We start from the raw sequence: 15197 nt of genomic DNA on the forward strand, positions 1-15197 counted from the left end.
TGATGACATTTAAAAGAATTGCCGGGATCGTGTTGGTGATTTGTGTGGCCGGTTTGACGAACCAGAGTGAATCTTCCGATAAAATTGCAGAATACTGCCGGACTTTCCATCAGATCCAGATGGATATCCGCGATAATGTAATCTCGCCCGATTCTGCTCGCGCGGCGTTTGGAGCGGTAATGCGTAACCTCCGTGCCGAATTTCGCAGGGATACGTGCCGGTCCATCGACTCATCCTATTTCGTTTACCCGATCAAAGGCTACACGGCCAGGGAGTCGGTCGGTTCCAGAGGACGGGGCTACCGCCCCAATGGCTTCGATCTCTTCGATATGAGTGTGACCGGCAGCCATCCGGCTCACGACCTGTTTGTACGCGATAAGGACCAGGACGTGCTCGACGACCGAACCTGGAAACCTATCGACGTCCTCGCATTCACGTCGGGCCTCGTGGTGGCTACCGAAACAAGCTGGAAATACGACAGTGAATACCGGGGCGGCAATTGGATCTGGATTTACGATCCCTGCCTCGACGGCCTATTCTATTATGCCCACAACAACATCGTGGAGGTCCAGCCCGGCCAATGGGTGAATGCGGGCGACAAGATTTCAGAGATGGGGCGCACCGGCTATAATGCCTACCAGAAACGCTCACCTACACATTTACATTTGATGTTCCTGCAACTCGACGTCGACGGGCTGCCCATGCCTGCCGATACCTACGAATGGCTGAAAGAAGCGGCAGTGAGGGACGGTTTAGGGGCTGAGTAATTGGGATTGAAGTAGATATTCAATATATTGTACTTCACTCCATTACTATTCCTTAAACAAAATTGTATGAACAACCGCCGTTCCTTTTTCCGGAAGAGTGCTGCCTTGGGTATGGGCGCTTTCGGGATCAACAGCCTTTTCAACCAGCTCCACGCCGGGCAATTCCTCGAAGCAGAACAACTTTGGAACCCCGCCAGCGAAAGCAACGAAGAATACTGGTCGGTAATCCAGGATGCTTACACTGCCAGCAAAAGCGAAATCATTATCCTCAATAACGGGGGCGTATCACCCTCGCCGATTGTGGTGCAGGAGGCTTTGGACAAATATAACCGAGCCGCAGCCCAGGGCCCATCCTATTATATGTGGCGCATTATGGATAAGGGCCGCGAACCGCTTCGCCAGCGCCTTGCCAAGCTGGCTGGGACCGATGCGGAAGAAATCGCGATCAATCGCAATGCCACGGAGGCATTAAATACCATTATTTTCGGCCTGCCGCTGGAAAAAGGCGACGAGGTGATCGGTACTTTGCAGGATTATCCGAATATGGTACAAGCCTGGAAACAGCGCCAGATGCGGGACGGCATCGTGTACAAGCAGCTTTCCTTTGATTTTCCCATTGAAAACAAGGAGCAAATCGTGAAAGCGTATGCCGATGCGATCACTCCCCGGACTAAGATTATCCACGTAACGCACATTATCAACTGGGTCGGGCAGATTATGCCGGTCAAGGAGATTTCTCAAATGGCACATGCCAAGGGTATCGAGGTAGTTTGTGACGGCGCGCACACTTTTGGTTTATTGGATTATAAAATCCCTGACCTTGAATGCGACTACTTTGGTACCAGCCTGCATAAGTTCCTGAGTGCGCCTGTGGGAAGCGGGATGATGTGGATTAAAAAAGACAAAATCGAGAAAATATGGCCGCTCCTTTGCAACAGCGAGCCGAAAAGCGGCAATATCCGCAAGTTTGAGACGCTGGGCACCCGCAGCTTCCCGATCGAGCAGGCGATAGGCGAGGCCATTAATTTCCAGGAAGGCATCGGTAGCAAGCGCAAGCAGGACCGCATTCATTACCTGAAAAAATACTGGGCGGAAAAAGCCGCGCAAATCCCCGGTGTGAAAATCCATACCTCATTGAAACCCGAGTTCTCCTGCGCGATAGCGGGCGTCAGCATCGAAGGCATGAAACCCGAGGAATTGGATGGGAAACTGATGAAGGACTATCAAATACATACCGTGGGTATAAACTGGGAAAACATCCAGTGTGTGCGTGTGACGCCGCACGTATACACGAAAACCAGCGATCTGGACAAGCTGGTAGGCGCCATCGAGAAAATTGCGAAGAAGGCCTGATATTTTTGAACATTAATGTCCTTGGAGCATAGCTGGGTTAGCTGCCGGTTATGCTCCAATTTTTTGCCGCCTGTAAGTCCACAGGTTAGGATATCCACAGAAAAAGCCATTGGCACGAATCATCAATCAACTGCCGTCTTCATGCATTACTTTTGAAAAATCCTCAACAGAAAATCAACATTATGACACAGTTACGAAAGGGCTCTTTTGTCAGAAAGGTAAAAGATATCGGCATAGGCGGCGCATTGGCGCTGGCATTGTTGTCGGGGACGGCGCTCGTTTCCTGTTCTTCGAATGATGATGAATCGGAATACAGCTATGAAGAAACAACTTACGGTAAAGGAATCCGATCGCATATCAGGGAAGTGAGTCCGGGAGAATTCAAGATCATCAGCGAAGAAAACGTCCCGGCCGACAGCTCTATGGCGATTGTGGACTACCTCGATGGGCACAAGGATACGCTGAACCCCATGGCGGCCAAGGCGCTGATCGACCAGGAGATCCGCTCGAACCCGCATATGGGCTATCACAGCGGGCTTTCTAGCATGTTGCTGTATGGCGGAATGGGTTACCTGCTGGGTCGCAACTCGTCGTATTCTTACATGAACAACTACCGCGACAGGATGGATATGGAACGGAGCAGATCGTTTTATGCCAACCCGGGCGCGTGGGCCAGCTCCCGCAGCGCGACGCTGGGCGTGGAAAGTTCCCGTTCGGTAAGGACGGTGACGACAAGGCCATCGGGAGGCCGGAAAGGTTTCTTTGGAAGGTCGTCGGGAAGAAGCGGCGGCTAAGAGCGTTCAGAGTTTATGGGTTTAAAGTTCATGAAGTCAAACTTCGTGAGCTTACGAATGCTACTTATAGACTTATGAACTTGTAAACTTTACACTGAAAATATGGTAAAATTGAAATCACTGCCGAATCCGCCGCAAGCTGCATTGCAGAAGGCTGGCTGGGATTGGGCGCTTGGTACCGACACGGCCCCGTACGTCGTAAACGACATGGTGATCGTCACCGAGCAGCAGGCCGGGAGCTACTACGAGGCTGCGGGTACATTATACGATATGCTGATCGAAGCGGGCCAACACGCCATCGATCACAACCTTTTCCGGGAAATGGGCATTCCCGAAAACCTGGTCGAGCTGATCAAGCTCTCCTGGAGCGACGACCGGCAGATACATCTATATGGTCGGTTCGACCTGGCTGGCGGATTTAACGACGAGCCCGTCAAACTAATCGAGTTCAATGCCGATACGGCTACCTGCGTTCCCGAAACGGCCGTCGTGCAATGGGCGCATTTGCGGATGAACGGAATGGATGAATCACGGCAGTTCAATACGCTCTTTGAAACCCTGGTAGGGCAGTTTGCCTACCTCAAAGCTGAGAACGGCGACCTCACACCTTCGATGTTGTTTTCGGCGATGCGCGGCTACCCCGAGGACGACACCAATGTAGCCGTACTGATGGAAGCAGCGAAAGAAGCCGGCTTTGACGTAGAATTTGCCTATATCGACGACGTGGAGTTTTCGAATGGCGAAGGCATATTCTACCAGGAGCCCGAGCATGGGCATTTCGTCCGGTTCGATTTCTGGTTCAAACTGGTGCCTTGGGAGCACATCGGGGCCGACGAGCCGGAACTGGCGGCAATGCTGACGGAGATAGTGAAAAACAGGAAAGCGGTAGTGCTAAACCCAGCCTACACCTTGTTGTTCCAATCCAAATACATTCTGAAAATCCTGTGGGACCTATATCCATACCATCCGTTGCTGCTGCAAACGGAACGCGACGTGTTGCCGCATAAAAAATCGGTGAGCAAGGTGTTGCTGGGCCGTGAGGGGGCAAACGTGGTCATACACGATGAAAGCGGGGCGGTGCTGGAAACCGCAGCAGGAGAATACGACGACCAACCACGCATTTACCAGGAGTACGTGGCGCTCCCGACCGACGAAGGCGGCTACACCTACCAGGCTGGTGTGTTCTACGCCGGTGAGGCATGCGCGCTGGGGTTCAGGCGGGGCGGGAAGATTTTGGACAACACAGCACAGTTTGTGGGGCATGTTGTGGATTAGTAGGATACGTAAATTTACTTGCCTATGAATCAGATTGTTACCGGAGGATCATTGAGATGACCGTTTACTAATCATTTTGCTGAAAAATCCCTGGCAGCGGCGAAGTTTGTAAAGTTTTACAGGCGCTGCTGGTATGAAAGTTTTAAGGAAGCCCGAAACATCGTCAGCAGTTCAGCAATATTCATCGATCCTTAATACTTAAAAGACAAGTCATGATTCACGAGAAAATTTTCCAACTAAAAAGCGGCAGGGAGGTTAAAGTCGTCGTAAAAAGTTACTTCCTCCACGACAGTCCGCAACGTGATACCGATTGCGAGATTTTAATCCGCGAACCCAAAGAAAAATACTTTCGTACACCCATCGGGGTTAATCACCCGCAATACTGGAAAATGAAGCGGTCCAGCGCACAACAGGCCAAAGTTCTTCTGATGGAATACAGTGGAATCACTCAGCGTCAGATCAACCAGGCCATTAGCGAATTTAACCGCATTCTCAGTTACCCGCCAACACACATTGGTTTTCAATACGAAAGCGAGCTGGTTTAGAAATGGTTAAGCTTTGATACAGAGCACTAACTAAGGAATATTAACACACACTGGGAACCGGGCATGGTCAGAATCAAGGGAGGCTGACCATCGTCCGGTTCTTTTTTATGTACTTACCTGCCGCTTTTTGCCTTAGGGTCAGGTGAATTTGCTAATTTAAGCCCGCAGCATTTTTTTTCAGGGTTTTATGAAGGCAAAAGGCGTTCTCCTGCCAGCCGCAGGATTGATATTGATCGGGGCACTCGTGTTTTATTGGACCCGGTTTTACCCGTTTTCAAAATCCGGCAATTACTCCTCAGATGTCCTGAATGCTGCTTTCGCAGAGCAGCCGGTAGGTTATATCAACCGGGCCGACTCGTTGGGCGTAACCATGCGAGGCCTTCAACACATTTCAATTCAACTTTATCCGAATACCGCAGATACGGCGCTTGCGGCCGTATTAAAAGACCTCGCTGCGGACAAAGATTTGCTCTTGACTGTCGTGGCCGAACAGAAAGCAGCGCTACGTATGGTGAGGGACGGTGACTTCGACGATGCCCTGCGCTCGCTATGCAGCCTGTTGCCTGACAAGAAACGCATTTATCTGCGCTGGGATCCGGATATGGAGGTGCCGGTTCAAAGGCACTCGTGGCAATACCAATCTCCGGCCGATTATGTCAAGGCGTTCAGGCATATGGCGGAGATTTGCCGGAATGCAAAGCCAACACTCCAAATCATGTGGTCGCCGGCCGGTTATCCCGGGACGGAAGAGTACTGGCCGGGAGACGATGTGGTGGATGCCGTCGGGATTTCGGTGAATGGCCAGAGCGAGCTTTCAGCGAACGCCTTTCCAGCGGATCCCGATCAGCGAACGGCACTTAGGCGGAAACTGATCAGGACGCGGTTTATGAACAAGCCGGTTTGGGTGTTTGCTTCCGGCAGCGACAGCCTTGTAAATGCGCTGCGAGTTGATTTGAGGGAAGCTGTAAAGGGGATTAAGCAAGATTCCGGATTTCTTTTTCAGCACTATGCGATGAACGAGCCAGCGGGTAGGGCAGCGAACACCATCCCGCTTTTAGGTGTTTACGATCCCCGGCAGGCACTTACAGCTTCGAAGGACGTGCAGGTCGAACATCTGTTTGTGGATTTGGGCAATATACAAACCGGTGGTTTTGCCAGGGATTTCGAAGCCGTTGTGCGACGAGGGCATGAAGTAATCGTCAGCGTGGAGCCTTGGCGCGATGGCAAAGTCAGAAAGGATTCCTCGGTTTTGGAAAATACGATTTTGGGAGTTTACGATGAGGAATTCAAGTCGCTGTTTAATACTATTTCAAAGACTAACCTCGCAGTTTACGTTCGTTTTGCCCATGAAATGGAAATACCCATCCACCGTTATGCATGGCAAAGCCAGGATCCGGCCTTGTACATTCGGGCGTTCCGGCATTTTATGGAGCTGGGAAAAGGTATTAAAAACGTGAAAAAAGTGTGGGGGCCGGCCGGGGATCGGGGCTCCATGGAGTGGTACCCCGGTGGCGATGTGGTCGATTTGGTCAGTATTGCCATTTACGGCCTGCCTGATAAGAATATTACAGACCCTACGAAGCAGGAGTCATTTGAAACCATCTTCAACCGCAAGGCGTGGCGTGTGCGCCCGACGTCCAAGCCGATCTTTATTACGGAATTCGGTGTGAAGGGGCCGGAGGATTTCCAATCCGAGTGGTTAGAAAAAGCCGCTGCCGTGTTAACAGACCACAAAGAAGTTGTCGGTGTATGTTACTTCAACCTTGCCGATAATCCGAAAGTATGGGGCGATATCGAGGCGCCGGATTGGGGGATCAGCCCATCTACATTCAATCATTTTGTTGAGGCATTGGATTCGGATCGTTAGCGATTGCGAGACTCTAGTCCCGGTGTTAACGGCGTATTGAGTTGAGATTCGATGATTGCATTGACGGTTCCACCCTGCACTACGTACAAATACAGCCGGTAAAGCGACGGGTGTTTTGGTATGGTTAAGCTCAACCGGGGGCCATGGCCGACGTCCGTCATTTCGACCGGATTATTGAAACCATCCGTTCTGACAAGTTTCCATTCGAACTGTGTGCTCTTGGCAGGCTCTTTGATGACTTTCCATTGATCATTCTGGAGAATAATGGCGTGGTAATCCAGCGCGGAGCCTTCGAATGTACCCAAAGCAGGTTTTAGAATCTTACAATGAGGGGCGAGTGAAGGCATTTTTTGGTTGCCCCAAATTGCTTCCAGCATTTGGAACGAATGCTTGGGCCGACCCTCATAGTCGTGCAAGCCATCGAAACTCACCTGTTCGAATATCTTCTCATCCTGCCAATTGGAAATGAATGTTCCGGCACGCCGTTCCTGACTGCGGGCGAATGCATCGGCATTTATGTAGCTGAAATAGAACGGTACTGCAAGTCCCCGGAATACGGATTCATGGGGCCGTTTTTCAACATCCGTCAAAACAAGCCCTACGGCATCGACGGCCGGAGCAACCTGTTTGACCAGGTATGCCAGGTTTGGCGTTTCTGCATTCAATTCGAGGTCTACTGTTACGGGGCGGGAGCCGTCAATCTTTTTAATCGCTTCGGTAACCTTTTTTAACCAATACAAATATTGCTTTTGCTCCCCGGTACGCTCCGACCGGCGGTGACGCTGGATGGCTGCATTGCCGATGTTCCAGGAAACGATGTGCTTTTGACTTTTAAGCCGGCTTACAGTCGTTAAAATCTCATCTGTCAGATCATCGGCACCGCTTTGATCGTCCACAAAATCGAGCGTTTCAGGCACCCAGAAAGTATAGTGCACCCGGATTCCCGCGCGGCCTGTGGCCATCAGGATATTGTAGTCATAAATGCCGGGGCCAAAATGCCGGATCGCATTGATGCCCGCTTTGCGCATTTGCCCCAGGTCGGCTTGGAGCTCATGTTTTGTAAATGCCGGGTACCTCCTCGACCAGTTATGTCCTTTGGTATAATTCACGCCCCGTGTTCCCTCAAAAAACTGAACGGGCTTTCGCATGCGAGGGCCGGTCGTGTCCGGCTCCCGCATGCCCATCGCGCGGTAGAGCGCAGGTACATCCGGGTGCCGCGGAGGCTTTTGTTTTGTCAGGCTGAGTGCATACGCCTGGTTTTGCCTGGCGGCTGCCAGGTTGTATTCCAATGTGGGGTTGAAGCGCCTGAAATAAATGATGACGCTGATAAACAACACCGTGATCAGGAAAGCGGAGGTCCTCACGCCGCTGTAAATGCGTCGGCGCAGGATCCAGAAATTGCCTTTCAACTCTTTGATAGCCTTAAATACGCGATCTAATGAGGCGGAAGAGCCGGAGAGTTCACGGATCTGCTGTTGGCGGCTGGCTGCGATCGTGAAGCACATAAAAAAGCAATTCAGCCCGGCGAATCCGGCCATGATCAGGTTATAGGGGTTCAGATCCTGATAGAGCCCGTAAGCCATTGCCAGCAGCGAGACGCCCAATACAGCCAGGTTCGGAATGTTCAGCGGCCAGTTGTTGGCCTCGTTGCCGTCTTTGGGGGTGGGTACATAAGGGATTTTCTTACCTGAAATCGTGTAGAGCACGCCCAACATGAATATCCACCAGGTCCCTATCATCAATAGCCCACCCACGACGTGGAACCCCCGCTCTTCGTCTTCCATTACCCACCATTGTACGAAATGCCGGATAAGGATCACACAGAAAGCCATCGGCAGGCTCACCAGCAGGAAGTCGGTAAGGTCGAAATGCATCGGGCTTACGTCCAGTACCAGTGCCAGAATGGGGATCAGGAAGTTGATCAGGAAAATGAAACCCGACAAGTAATGCAGCGGAATAGTGCCGTAATGAATGCGCTGGGCCCACGTGAACTTTGAAAACAGTTTCGGATACACGTGTACAAACAAATCAAATACCCCGCGGGACCATTTGAGCTGCTGCTTATAGTAGGCCGAAAGCGTGGAAGGCACCAATCCCCGCGCGAGTACCGCCGGCACATACAGCGATTTCCAGCCCTTCGCATGCAGCTGCATGGATGTGTGCATATCCTCGGCGAGCCCGGCCGCATGCCCGCCTATGGATTCCAGCGCGGTGCGCCGGAAAGTGCAGTTGGCACCAATTGCGAGCACGGTTCCGTAATGGTTCATGGTCATCATCATCGGGCCGTAGAACTGGTATGTCTGCTGCGCCGCACCCTTGGCGATTAACCCCTCGTCGTGGTTTTTATACGCTTGTACAATCTGCACATAACCGATTTCGGGATTGTCGAAATGGGAGATGATCGGATCGAGGAAATCGGGAAAAGGAACGTGATCGGGGTCGAGGACCACACAAAGCTCTCCTTTTGAAATACTTAATGCATTATTGATATTGCCGGCTTTGGCATTCCGCTTGTCGGTGCGCGTCACGTGATGCACGCCCAGCTGTGCGCATACATCGCGCAGGTAAGGGTCATCGGCTTCGTCGCACAGGTAGGTTTCATGGGGGTAGGTAATGGCCTGGATCGCCGTCAGCGTCTCAACGATCATTTCGTACGGCTCGCCGGCGCAGAAAGTGGTGAAAATATCGACCGTGTACCGACGCGTCAGCGGCGGTGTCGGCGGTACGGTGATAAACAGGTAATGGTACCATTCGTGCAGTACTTTCAGGCAGGTGTAAACAAACGTAATCACGAGCATCCAGTACAATGGCGCATAGCCCCTGACGGCCTCGGAGAGAACACTGGATAGGAAAAATCCCATCGACGCCAGTCCGAAGAAGATCATCAGCCGCAGCATGATCAGTTGCTTGCGGGTGGGGGGCTTTACATATAATGTTCGCTTCATGGAGGGCTTACGACGTAAAAAGGAGTGTTACATGAAGCAAAGTTTCCGGCATGGTCATAAATCGTGGCAAAAAGCCGGTAGGGCCCTTCCTCTTTCGGAGCCGAAAACGAAAGCCGGAGGTTTTGTCCGGAGTTTTCGCTCGTCGCCAGGGGTACCAGTTTCCGGGTGCTGTTGGCCCGGTTTTCACGGTACCAATCTTCTCTGAATACCTGCCACCGGATCGACCGGATGCGATCGTGGCCCTGAAAGAGGAGCACTTCGGCAGAAGCGGGCGCCGATGGATTCAGCAATATGTTGTCACGTGCGCCCTGGCTGTTCAGGAGCATGTATTTTATGTCAGGATAAGTAGTCGGGGAGGATTGGCCGGTCCAGATACGCTGCATCGCGCCTACCGCTTCGGAAGGGTGGCCGTTTTCGTCGAAAATGCTGAACCACGTGTGGGTAGTTTCCTGTTTATGTCCCCAAAAGAACACGCAGGCTCCCAAAAACCGGGGGTCCTGCAAAGGCATGAACTGCCGGTAACGCTGCTGATAAATGTCGGCTTTCTTTTTGCTGGTATCTTCGATATACGCACCCCATGCCGTTTGTTCGGTGCCTTCCCAGGGGCCGTTGATCCCCCATTCGAGCAACATATATGGGCCTTTCCAGAACCAGGCAAGGTCGTCGAGATCTCTACGGAGCAAGGACAGATTGCTGAAAATGTTAAATGAGATCACGTCAATATCGCAGCGAAGCCCGATGTTAAAAATGTATTTAGGATTGAAATTCAGGATTGTGGTGGTGATGGGGTGGTTCGGATCTTCGCGATGGATCATGTCCGTAAGCTCGTTGAACGAATCGTAAAAACTCCCGTAAGTCCATTTGTAAGGAAAGTCGAGCTCGTTCCCCAGGCACCACATTAATACCGCAGGATGGTTTCTGAACCGTTTGATAACCGATTGCAGTGCCCGAAATCGAGTTTTGGTAATTTCAGGATTATTGTACAAAGAAATATCGCCGCTGTTGGGAAGCGGAAGCCCTACGATAACGGCCAGTCCTTGCGTCTGTGCGCTGTCGAGGACCTGAGCGAGATGGGTGGTATCCCAGGTGCGCAATGTATTTCCGCCCGCTTCATGAAGTTCGCGGAAATGGGATTCCCCCCCGGCGCCCCTGATGTTGAAAGGTTTTCCGTTTCTTACGAGGGTGTATCTGCCATCCTTGTGTTCGATGTACACTTTGGCCGATCTGTTTGGTTGTTTTTCGCCCAAACACCCTGACAAAATAATGGAAAGCGTCAAAGCTAACAGCAATAGCGAGTGAATGCGGATGGACAATGTCGGATGTAGTTGTAACCTGAGGCTGAGTTCTGAAAGAGTAAAATACGATAAAAATGGCTTAAAACAGAAATAGTTTCTTAAATCTGCATAGAAGTACATAGATTGTATGCACATATATAAGTTATGAATATTGCTTACCTTTATATAAATGTTTTAGTTTACCAAATTTTGAATTTTTGTTTACATTAAAATGAAGGAAGACTCACTCTCGAACAGGGCATATACAGAATTGCGGAAAAAGATACTGTCCAATCAGCTGACGTCAGGAACGCGGCTGAAAGAGGATGAATGGTCTAAAAAACTGGATGTCAATAGGATGGCTATCCGAGAGGCCCTAACGAGGCTGCTCGGTGAGCAGCTGATCGTACAAGGGGAGAAGGGAGGCTTTTTTGTAAAGACGCTCACCCTGGAAGATAGCCACAAGATCCGGGAGCTCCGCGAGATCCTTGAAATAGGTGCATTGCGCCTGCTCATCCAGAAAGTTACGGCAGAACAGGTGGCGGAATTGGACCGTATCTGTGAAGACTTTTCATCGATGGTCGAGCGCGGGTACTTCGGCGGAGCGTGTGAGGCGGATGTGAAATTTCACGAAACTTTGATAGAATGTGCTGGTAATGAGAGGCTTGTTGATTTGTATCAGGCGAGTAATATCCCGCTGTTTCATCAAAAATTGGGTAAAACCCAGACACATATGGACGACTACGAATTGACAGATCAGGAGCATCGTGAAATCGTAGCGGGCATTAAAGAGCGGGATGTCAAACGCGCGGAAGAGGCACTGCTGAAACATCTTATACGTGGTGAAGTAGCGTCAATCGACTTGACCTAGCCGCTCCTAAAAGCATATTGTGCCTCTCTGAGCCGGTTTCCTGCAAAGGAAACCGGCTTTTTTGTGCCATAGGATTTTCTGTTGAACAGGGCAGTTGTCGACAGGCATTCGGCGGGCCGCTGCATTCGCAGTAGATCATTTGCTGAAAACACGGAACAATAATTTTTTCTAAATTTTTTTGTTGACAAAAAAATAATATATTTGTTAACATTATTTCGAATGCTGCTTGCGTGCTTGTCCCGCCCGGGATGGGTGGTTTCTGTTGCCCTATTAAACCCATTACTGTTCCGAAATCTTTGTTTATGAAAAAATCTCTAAAATTCCCGGAATCCTTCCCTTCGGAGATTCCTTTACTGCGGTTCCGTTTACGTAACCGTCTGCGGATCCTTTCGCTGATGCTATGCGTGCTGTGCTCGGCCGCGCATTTCAATCAGACCTATGCACAACAGAGTAAAAAGATTACAGGGAGAGTCATCGATCAGAAAGGTGCGCCGGTTCCCGGAACATCTATCGTAGTAAAGCATTCTACATCAGGGGCGATTGCCGACAAGGATGGTAATTTCGAAATCGCGGTGCCGGAAAGCGCTGCAAACGCGGCTGTGATTGTGATTTCATACATCGGGATGAAAACGCAGGAGGTACCGGTGGGTAACCATAGCGCATTGGGTGACATCACGCTTCTGGACGATGCGATGGGCTTGCAGGAAGTGGTTGTAACCGCCCTTGGGATCGAGCGGGCTGCGAAAACGCTCACTTATGCGACTCAGAAAATAGGCGGCGATCAGGTAAATGAGATCCGTGACGCGAACTTTACGAATACCCTTTCCGGGAAAATCGCCGGGCTTACCATCACGCCGTCCGCGAATGGTCCCGGTGGTGCTACGAGGATCGTTTTGCGGGGTAACCGCTCGATCCAGGGCTCGAACAATGCGCTGATCGTCGTGGACGGTGTGGCGATCGACAACTCCACGCCCGCGGGCCAGGTACGCTACGACGCGGGCGGGCACAGCGGGAGCGATGGTGCATCGAGCATTAACCCCGATGATATCGAGTCGATTAACGTGCTGAAAGGCGCGGCGGGTGCGGCACTTTATGGCAGCCGTGCTGCCAATGGTGTAATCATGATCACGACCAAAAAGGGGAAAAGCGGCAAAATCAACGTGAATGTGAATTCCGGGATCACATTTGACAAGGCGCTGGTAACGCCGTCGTTGCAGAATACTTACAGCCAGGGATCGGGCGGTACTTATTCTACGCTGACCAATGGCAGCTGGGGTGCCCGCATTGCCGGCCAGAGCGTGCAGGACTGGGCGGGGAATACCATTTCGCTTAAAGCCTATCCCGATAATATCAGGAACTTTTTCAAAACCGCGATTTCCACCAACAATTCGGTAGGTGTAAGCGGTGGCTCGGAGAAGGTACAGTCCTATTTCTCCTACGCCAATAATTATGTCAACGGCATTGTGCCGCATAACCGGCTGTCGCGGAATACTTTCAATGCGCGACTCAGCTATGATATTACCAGCCGGCTTTCGGCGGATGTGAAGGTGACCTATATGTTGCAGAACATTTTCAACAAGCCCGGTGTGGGGGGCGACGGTATGGTGGTCGCGAATGCCTACCGTATGCCGCGCAGCGTTGATCCTGAAACACTTAAATCTTACAAGAAAGTAGATGTTACCGGCGTGGAAACGCCCACTTTCTGGACAAGCCCCGATGCGGTGTACATGAACCCCTACTGGACGATCAACAATACGCACCGCGACGAAAACCGCAGCCGCGTTACCGGGTTGTTTGTTTTGAGATACAAACTGACCGACTGGCTGAACATTCAGGGCCGGGTGAGCTCGGATAGCTACAACGACTTTATTACACAGAAGTATGCCAACAATACCGTCAACTACGCCCGCCAGCCCGGAGGGTTCTATTCGGAGGGTAATGATTATATCGCCGAGCGCAATGCCGACCTTTTGCTGACCGGTACAAACAATATCGCGCCGGATCTGAAGGTGACGTATAACCTGGGTGGTTCAATACTGAACCGGAGCATGCGGCACCGGATCAATGCCGCCGACGGACTTGGTTTTGCCAATAAATATGACCTGAGCTATGCCACAACGCTCAAAACAGAAACCGCGACTGCGAAGCGACAATTGCAGTCGGTGTATGGAACGGTGCAGTTCGGCTACCGCGACTACCTCTTCCTCGATCTTACCGCGCGGAACGACTGGTCGAGTACGCTGCCGTCGCCGTATTCGTATTTCTATCCGTCGGTCGGGTTGTCCGCGGTTATTTCCGAGATGGTCAAACTGCCGCAATGGGTGAACCTGGGTAAGGTGCGTGCATCGTTTACGAAGGTCGGTAATGACGCCGATCCTTACCTGTTGGGGCAGACGTATACTTATATCCGTGGGGGCTTTGGGGGCTATATCGCCAGCAGCAGTACCAAAGCGATCGCGGATTTGAAGCCTGAATTAACTCAATCTGTTGAAATAGGTACCGAATGGCGGTTCTATAACAACCGCCTGGGCATTGATTTGACCTATTATAAAACCAATTCCAAGAATCAGCTGATCAGGGTCGCATCGCCGGCGTCGTCGGGTTACTCCACATTGAATGTGAATGCAGGAAATATCCAGAATAAGGGATTTGAAGTGGTGTTGAGTGTCAAACCGGTTGTTGCAAAGGATTTTACCTGGAATATGGGTCTCAATTATGCATTGAACAAGAGCAAAGTCGTAGCGCTCTACGACGGTGTGAGTCAGCTGTACCTGGGGTCGTCCACGAGCGTGCGTACGGCTACTCCGCTCATTAAGGAAGGCGGTTCGTTCGGGGATTTGTATGGTTACAAATGGAAAACACTCAATGGTAAGTACGTGGTGAGCGATAAAGGCGTGCCGGTCAAATCGGATGCAATCGAAAACCTGGGCAATTATAATCCCAAATTTTCGGCGGGTTTCAGCAATAACTTCAACTATAAAAACTGGGCGCTCGGAGTGCTGATAGATGGCAAGTTCGGAGGCGTAATCACTTCGGGTACAGCTGCACAAATGGCCTACAATGGCACGGGCATCGATACCGAAAAATTCCGCGACCCGGGTTCGTGGGTGATAGAAGGCGTCACCGCCGAAGGTGCTCCGAATACCAAGGCGATCAATGCCGAGGCATTCTGGCAAACCGTCGCGCAGGGTGATTATTCGTGGGGAGAATTTTTTACCTACCACGCTACCAATGTACGTGTGCGGGAAGTTTCGCTCGGTTATGATTTCAAGGGTCTGCCCGGTTTCCTGAGTACGGCGCGGCTGTCGGTCGTTGCGCGCAACCTTTTCTTCCTGTACCGCGGTAACGCGATCCTCGACATTCCTGGCATAGGTAAGCGGAAAATGGATTTCGATCCTGAAATGAGCCTCGGTAACAGCAATTACCAGGGTATCGAATACTTCAATTTGCCATCGACCCGGAACATCGGATTGAACCTCAAACTATCATTCTAAAAAGCACTCATT

General features: G+C 51.1%; 10 protein-coding genes. 8 read left to right on the plus strand and 2 right to left on the minus strand.

Annotated elements, in window-relative coordinates:
* The first annotated feature begins 2 nt into the window (after positions 1–2).
* The 6 genes from J2Y43_RS26815 (at position 3) to J2Y43_RS26840 (ending at position 6601) form a co-directional block, all read left to right on the plus strand.
* Positions 3–767 carry a M23 family metallopeptidase gene (locus J2Y43_RS26815; RefSeq protein ID WP_309989637.1) on the plus strand — a complete coding sequence of 255 codons (765 nt, stop codon included), beginning with the start codon at positions 3–5 and terminating at the stop codon, positions 765–767.
* Positions 768–833: 66 nt separating this feature from the next.
* The gene (locus J2Y43_RS26820; RefSeq protein WP_309989635.1) at positions 834–2120 is read left to right on the plus strand and encodes an aminotransferase class V-fold PLP-dependent enzyme; all 1287 of its coding nucleotides are present in this window, start codon (positions 834–836) and stop codon (positions 2118–2120) included.
* 182 nt (positions 2121–2302) lie between these two features.
* Positions 2303–2914, plus strand: a complete 612-nt coding sequence (locus tag J2Y43_RS26825) for a hypothetical protein (protein ID WP_309989632.1) — start codon at positions 2303–2305, stop codon at positions 2912–2914.
* Positions 2915–3016: 102 nt separating this feature from the next.
* On the plus strand, positions 3017–4189 hold the full coding sequence (locus J2Y43_RS26830) for a glutathionylspermidine synthase family protein (protein ID WP_309989630.1): 1173 nt from the start codon (positions 3017–3019) through the stop codon (positions 4187–4189).
* Between the two features lie 212 nt (positions 4190–4401).
* Entirely contained in the window at positions 4402–4734 is a 333-nt protein-coding gene (locus tag J2Y43_RS26835) for a hypothetical protein (RefSeq protein WP_309989627.1), read from the plus strand.
* A gap of 187 nt (positions 4735–4921) precedes the next feature.
* A complete protein-coding gene (locus tag J2Y43_RS26840) occupies positions 4922–6601 on the plus strand; it encodes a hypothetical protein (protein WP_309989624.1) in 1680 nt (559 codons plus the stop codon).
* On the opposite strand, the gene J2Y43_RS26845 is transcribed toward J2Y43_RS26840, so the two are convergent.
* A complete protein-coding gene (locus J2Y43_RS26845; protein ID WP_309989620.1) occupies positions 6598–9546 on the minus strand; it encodes a glycosyltransferase family 2 protein in 2949 nt (982 codons plus the stop codon). The two genes, J2Y43_RS26840 and J2Y43_RS26845, sit on opposite strands and share 4 nt — an antisense overlap.
* Positions 9543–10760, minus strand: coding sequence for a glycoside hydrolase family 2 TIM barrel-domain containing protein (locus J2Y43_RS26850; RefSeq protein ID WP_309989615.1), 1218 nt, complete (start codon positions 10758–10760; stop codon positions 9543–9545). The genes J2Y43_RS26845 and J2Y43_RS26850 overlap by 4 nt, the downstream gene beginning before the upstream one ends.
* A gap of 292 nt (positions 10761–11052) precedes the next feature.
* On the opposite strand from J2Y43_RS26850, the gene J2Y43_RS26855 reads away from it, so the two are divergent.
* Both J2Y43_RS26855 and J2Y43_RS26860 read left to right on the plus strand, forming a co-directional pair.
* Entirely contained in the window at positions 11053–11691 is a 639-nt protein-coding gene (locus tag J2Y43_RS26855) for a GntR family transcriptional regulator (RefSeq protein ID WP_309989611.1), read from the plus strand.
* Between the two features lie 302 nt (positions 11692–11993).
* On the plus strand, positions 11994–15185 hold the full coding sequence (locus J2Y43_RS26860) for a SusC/RagA family TonB-linked outer membrane protein (protein WP_309989606.1): 3192 nt from the start codon (positions 11994–11996) through the stop codon (positions 15183–15185).
* Positions 15186–15197: the final 12 nt, after the last annotated feature.

Source organism: Dyadobacter sp. BE31, assembly GCF_031457695.1.
Taxonomy (GTDB): Bacteria; Bacteroidota; Bacteroidia; order Cytophagales; family Spirosomataceae; genus Dyadobacter.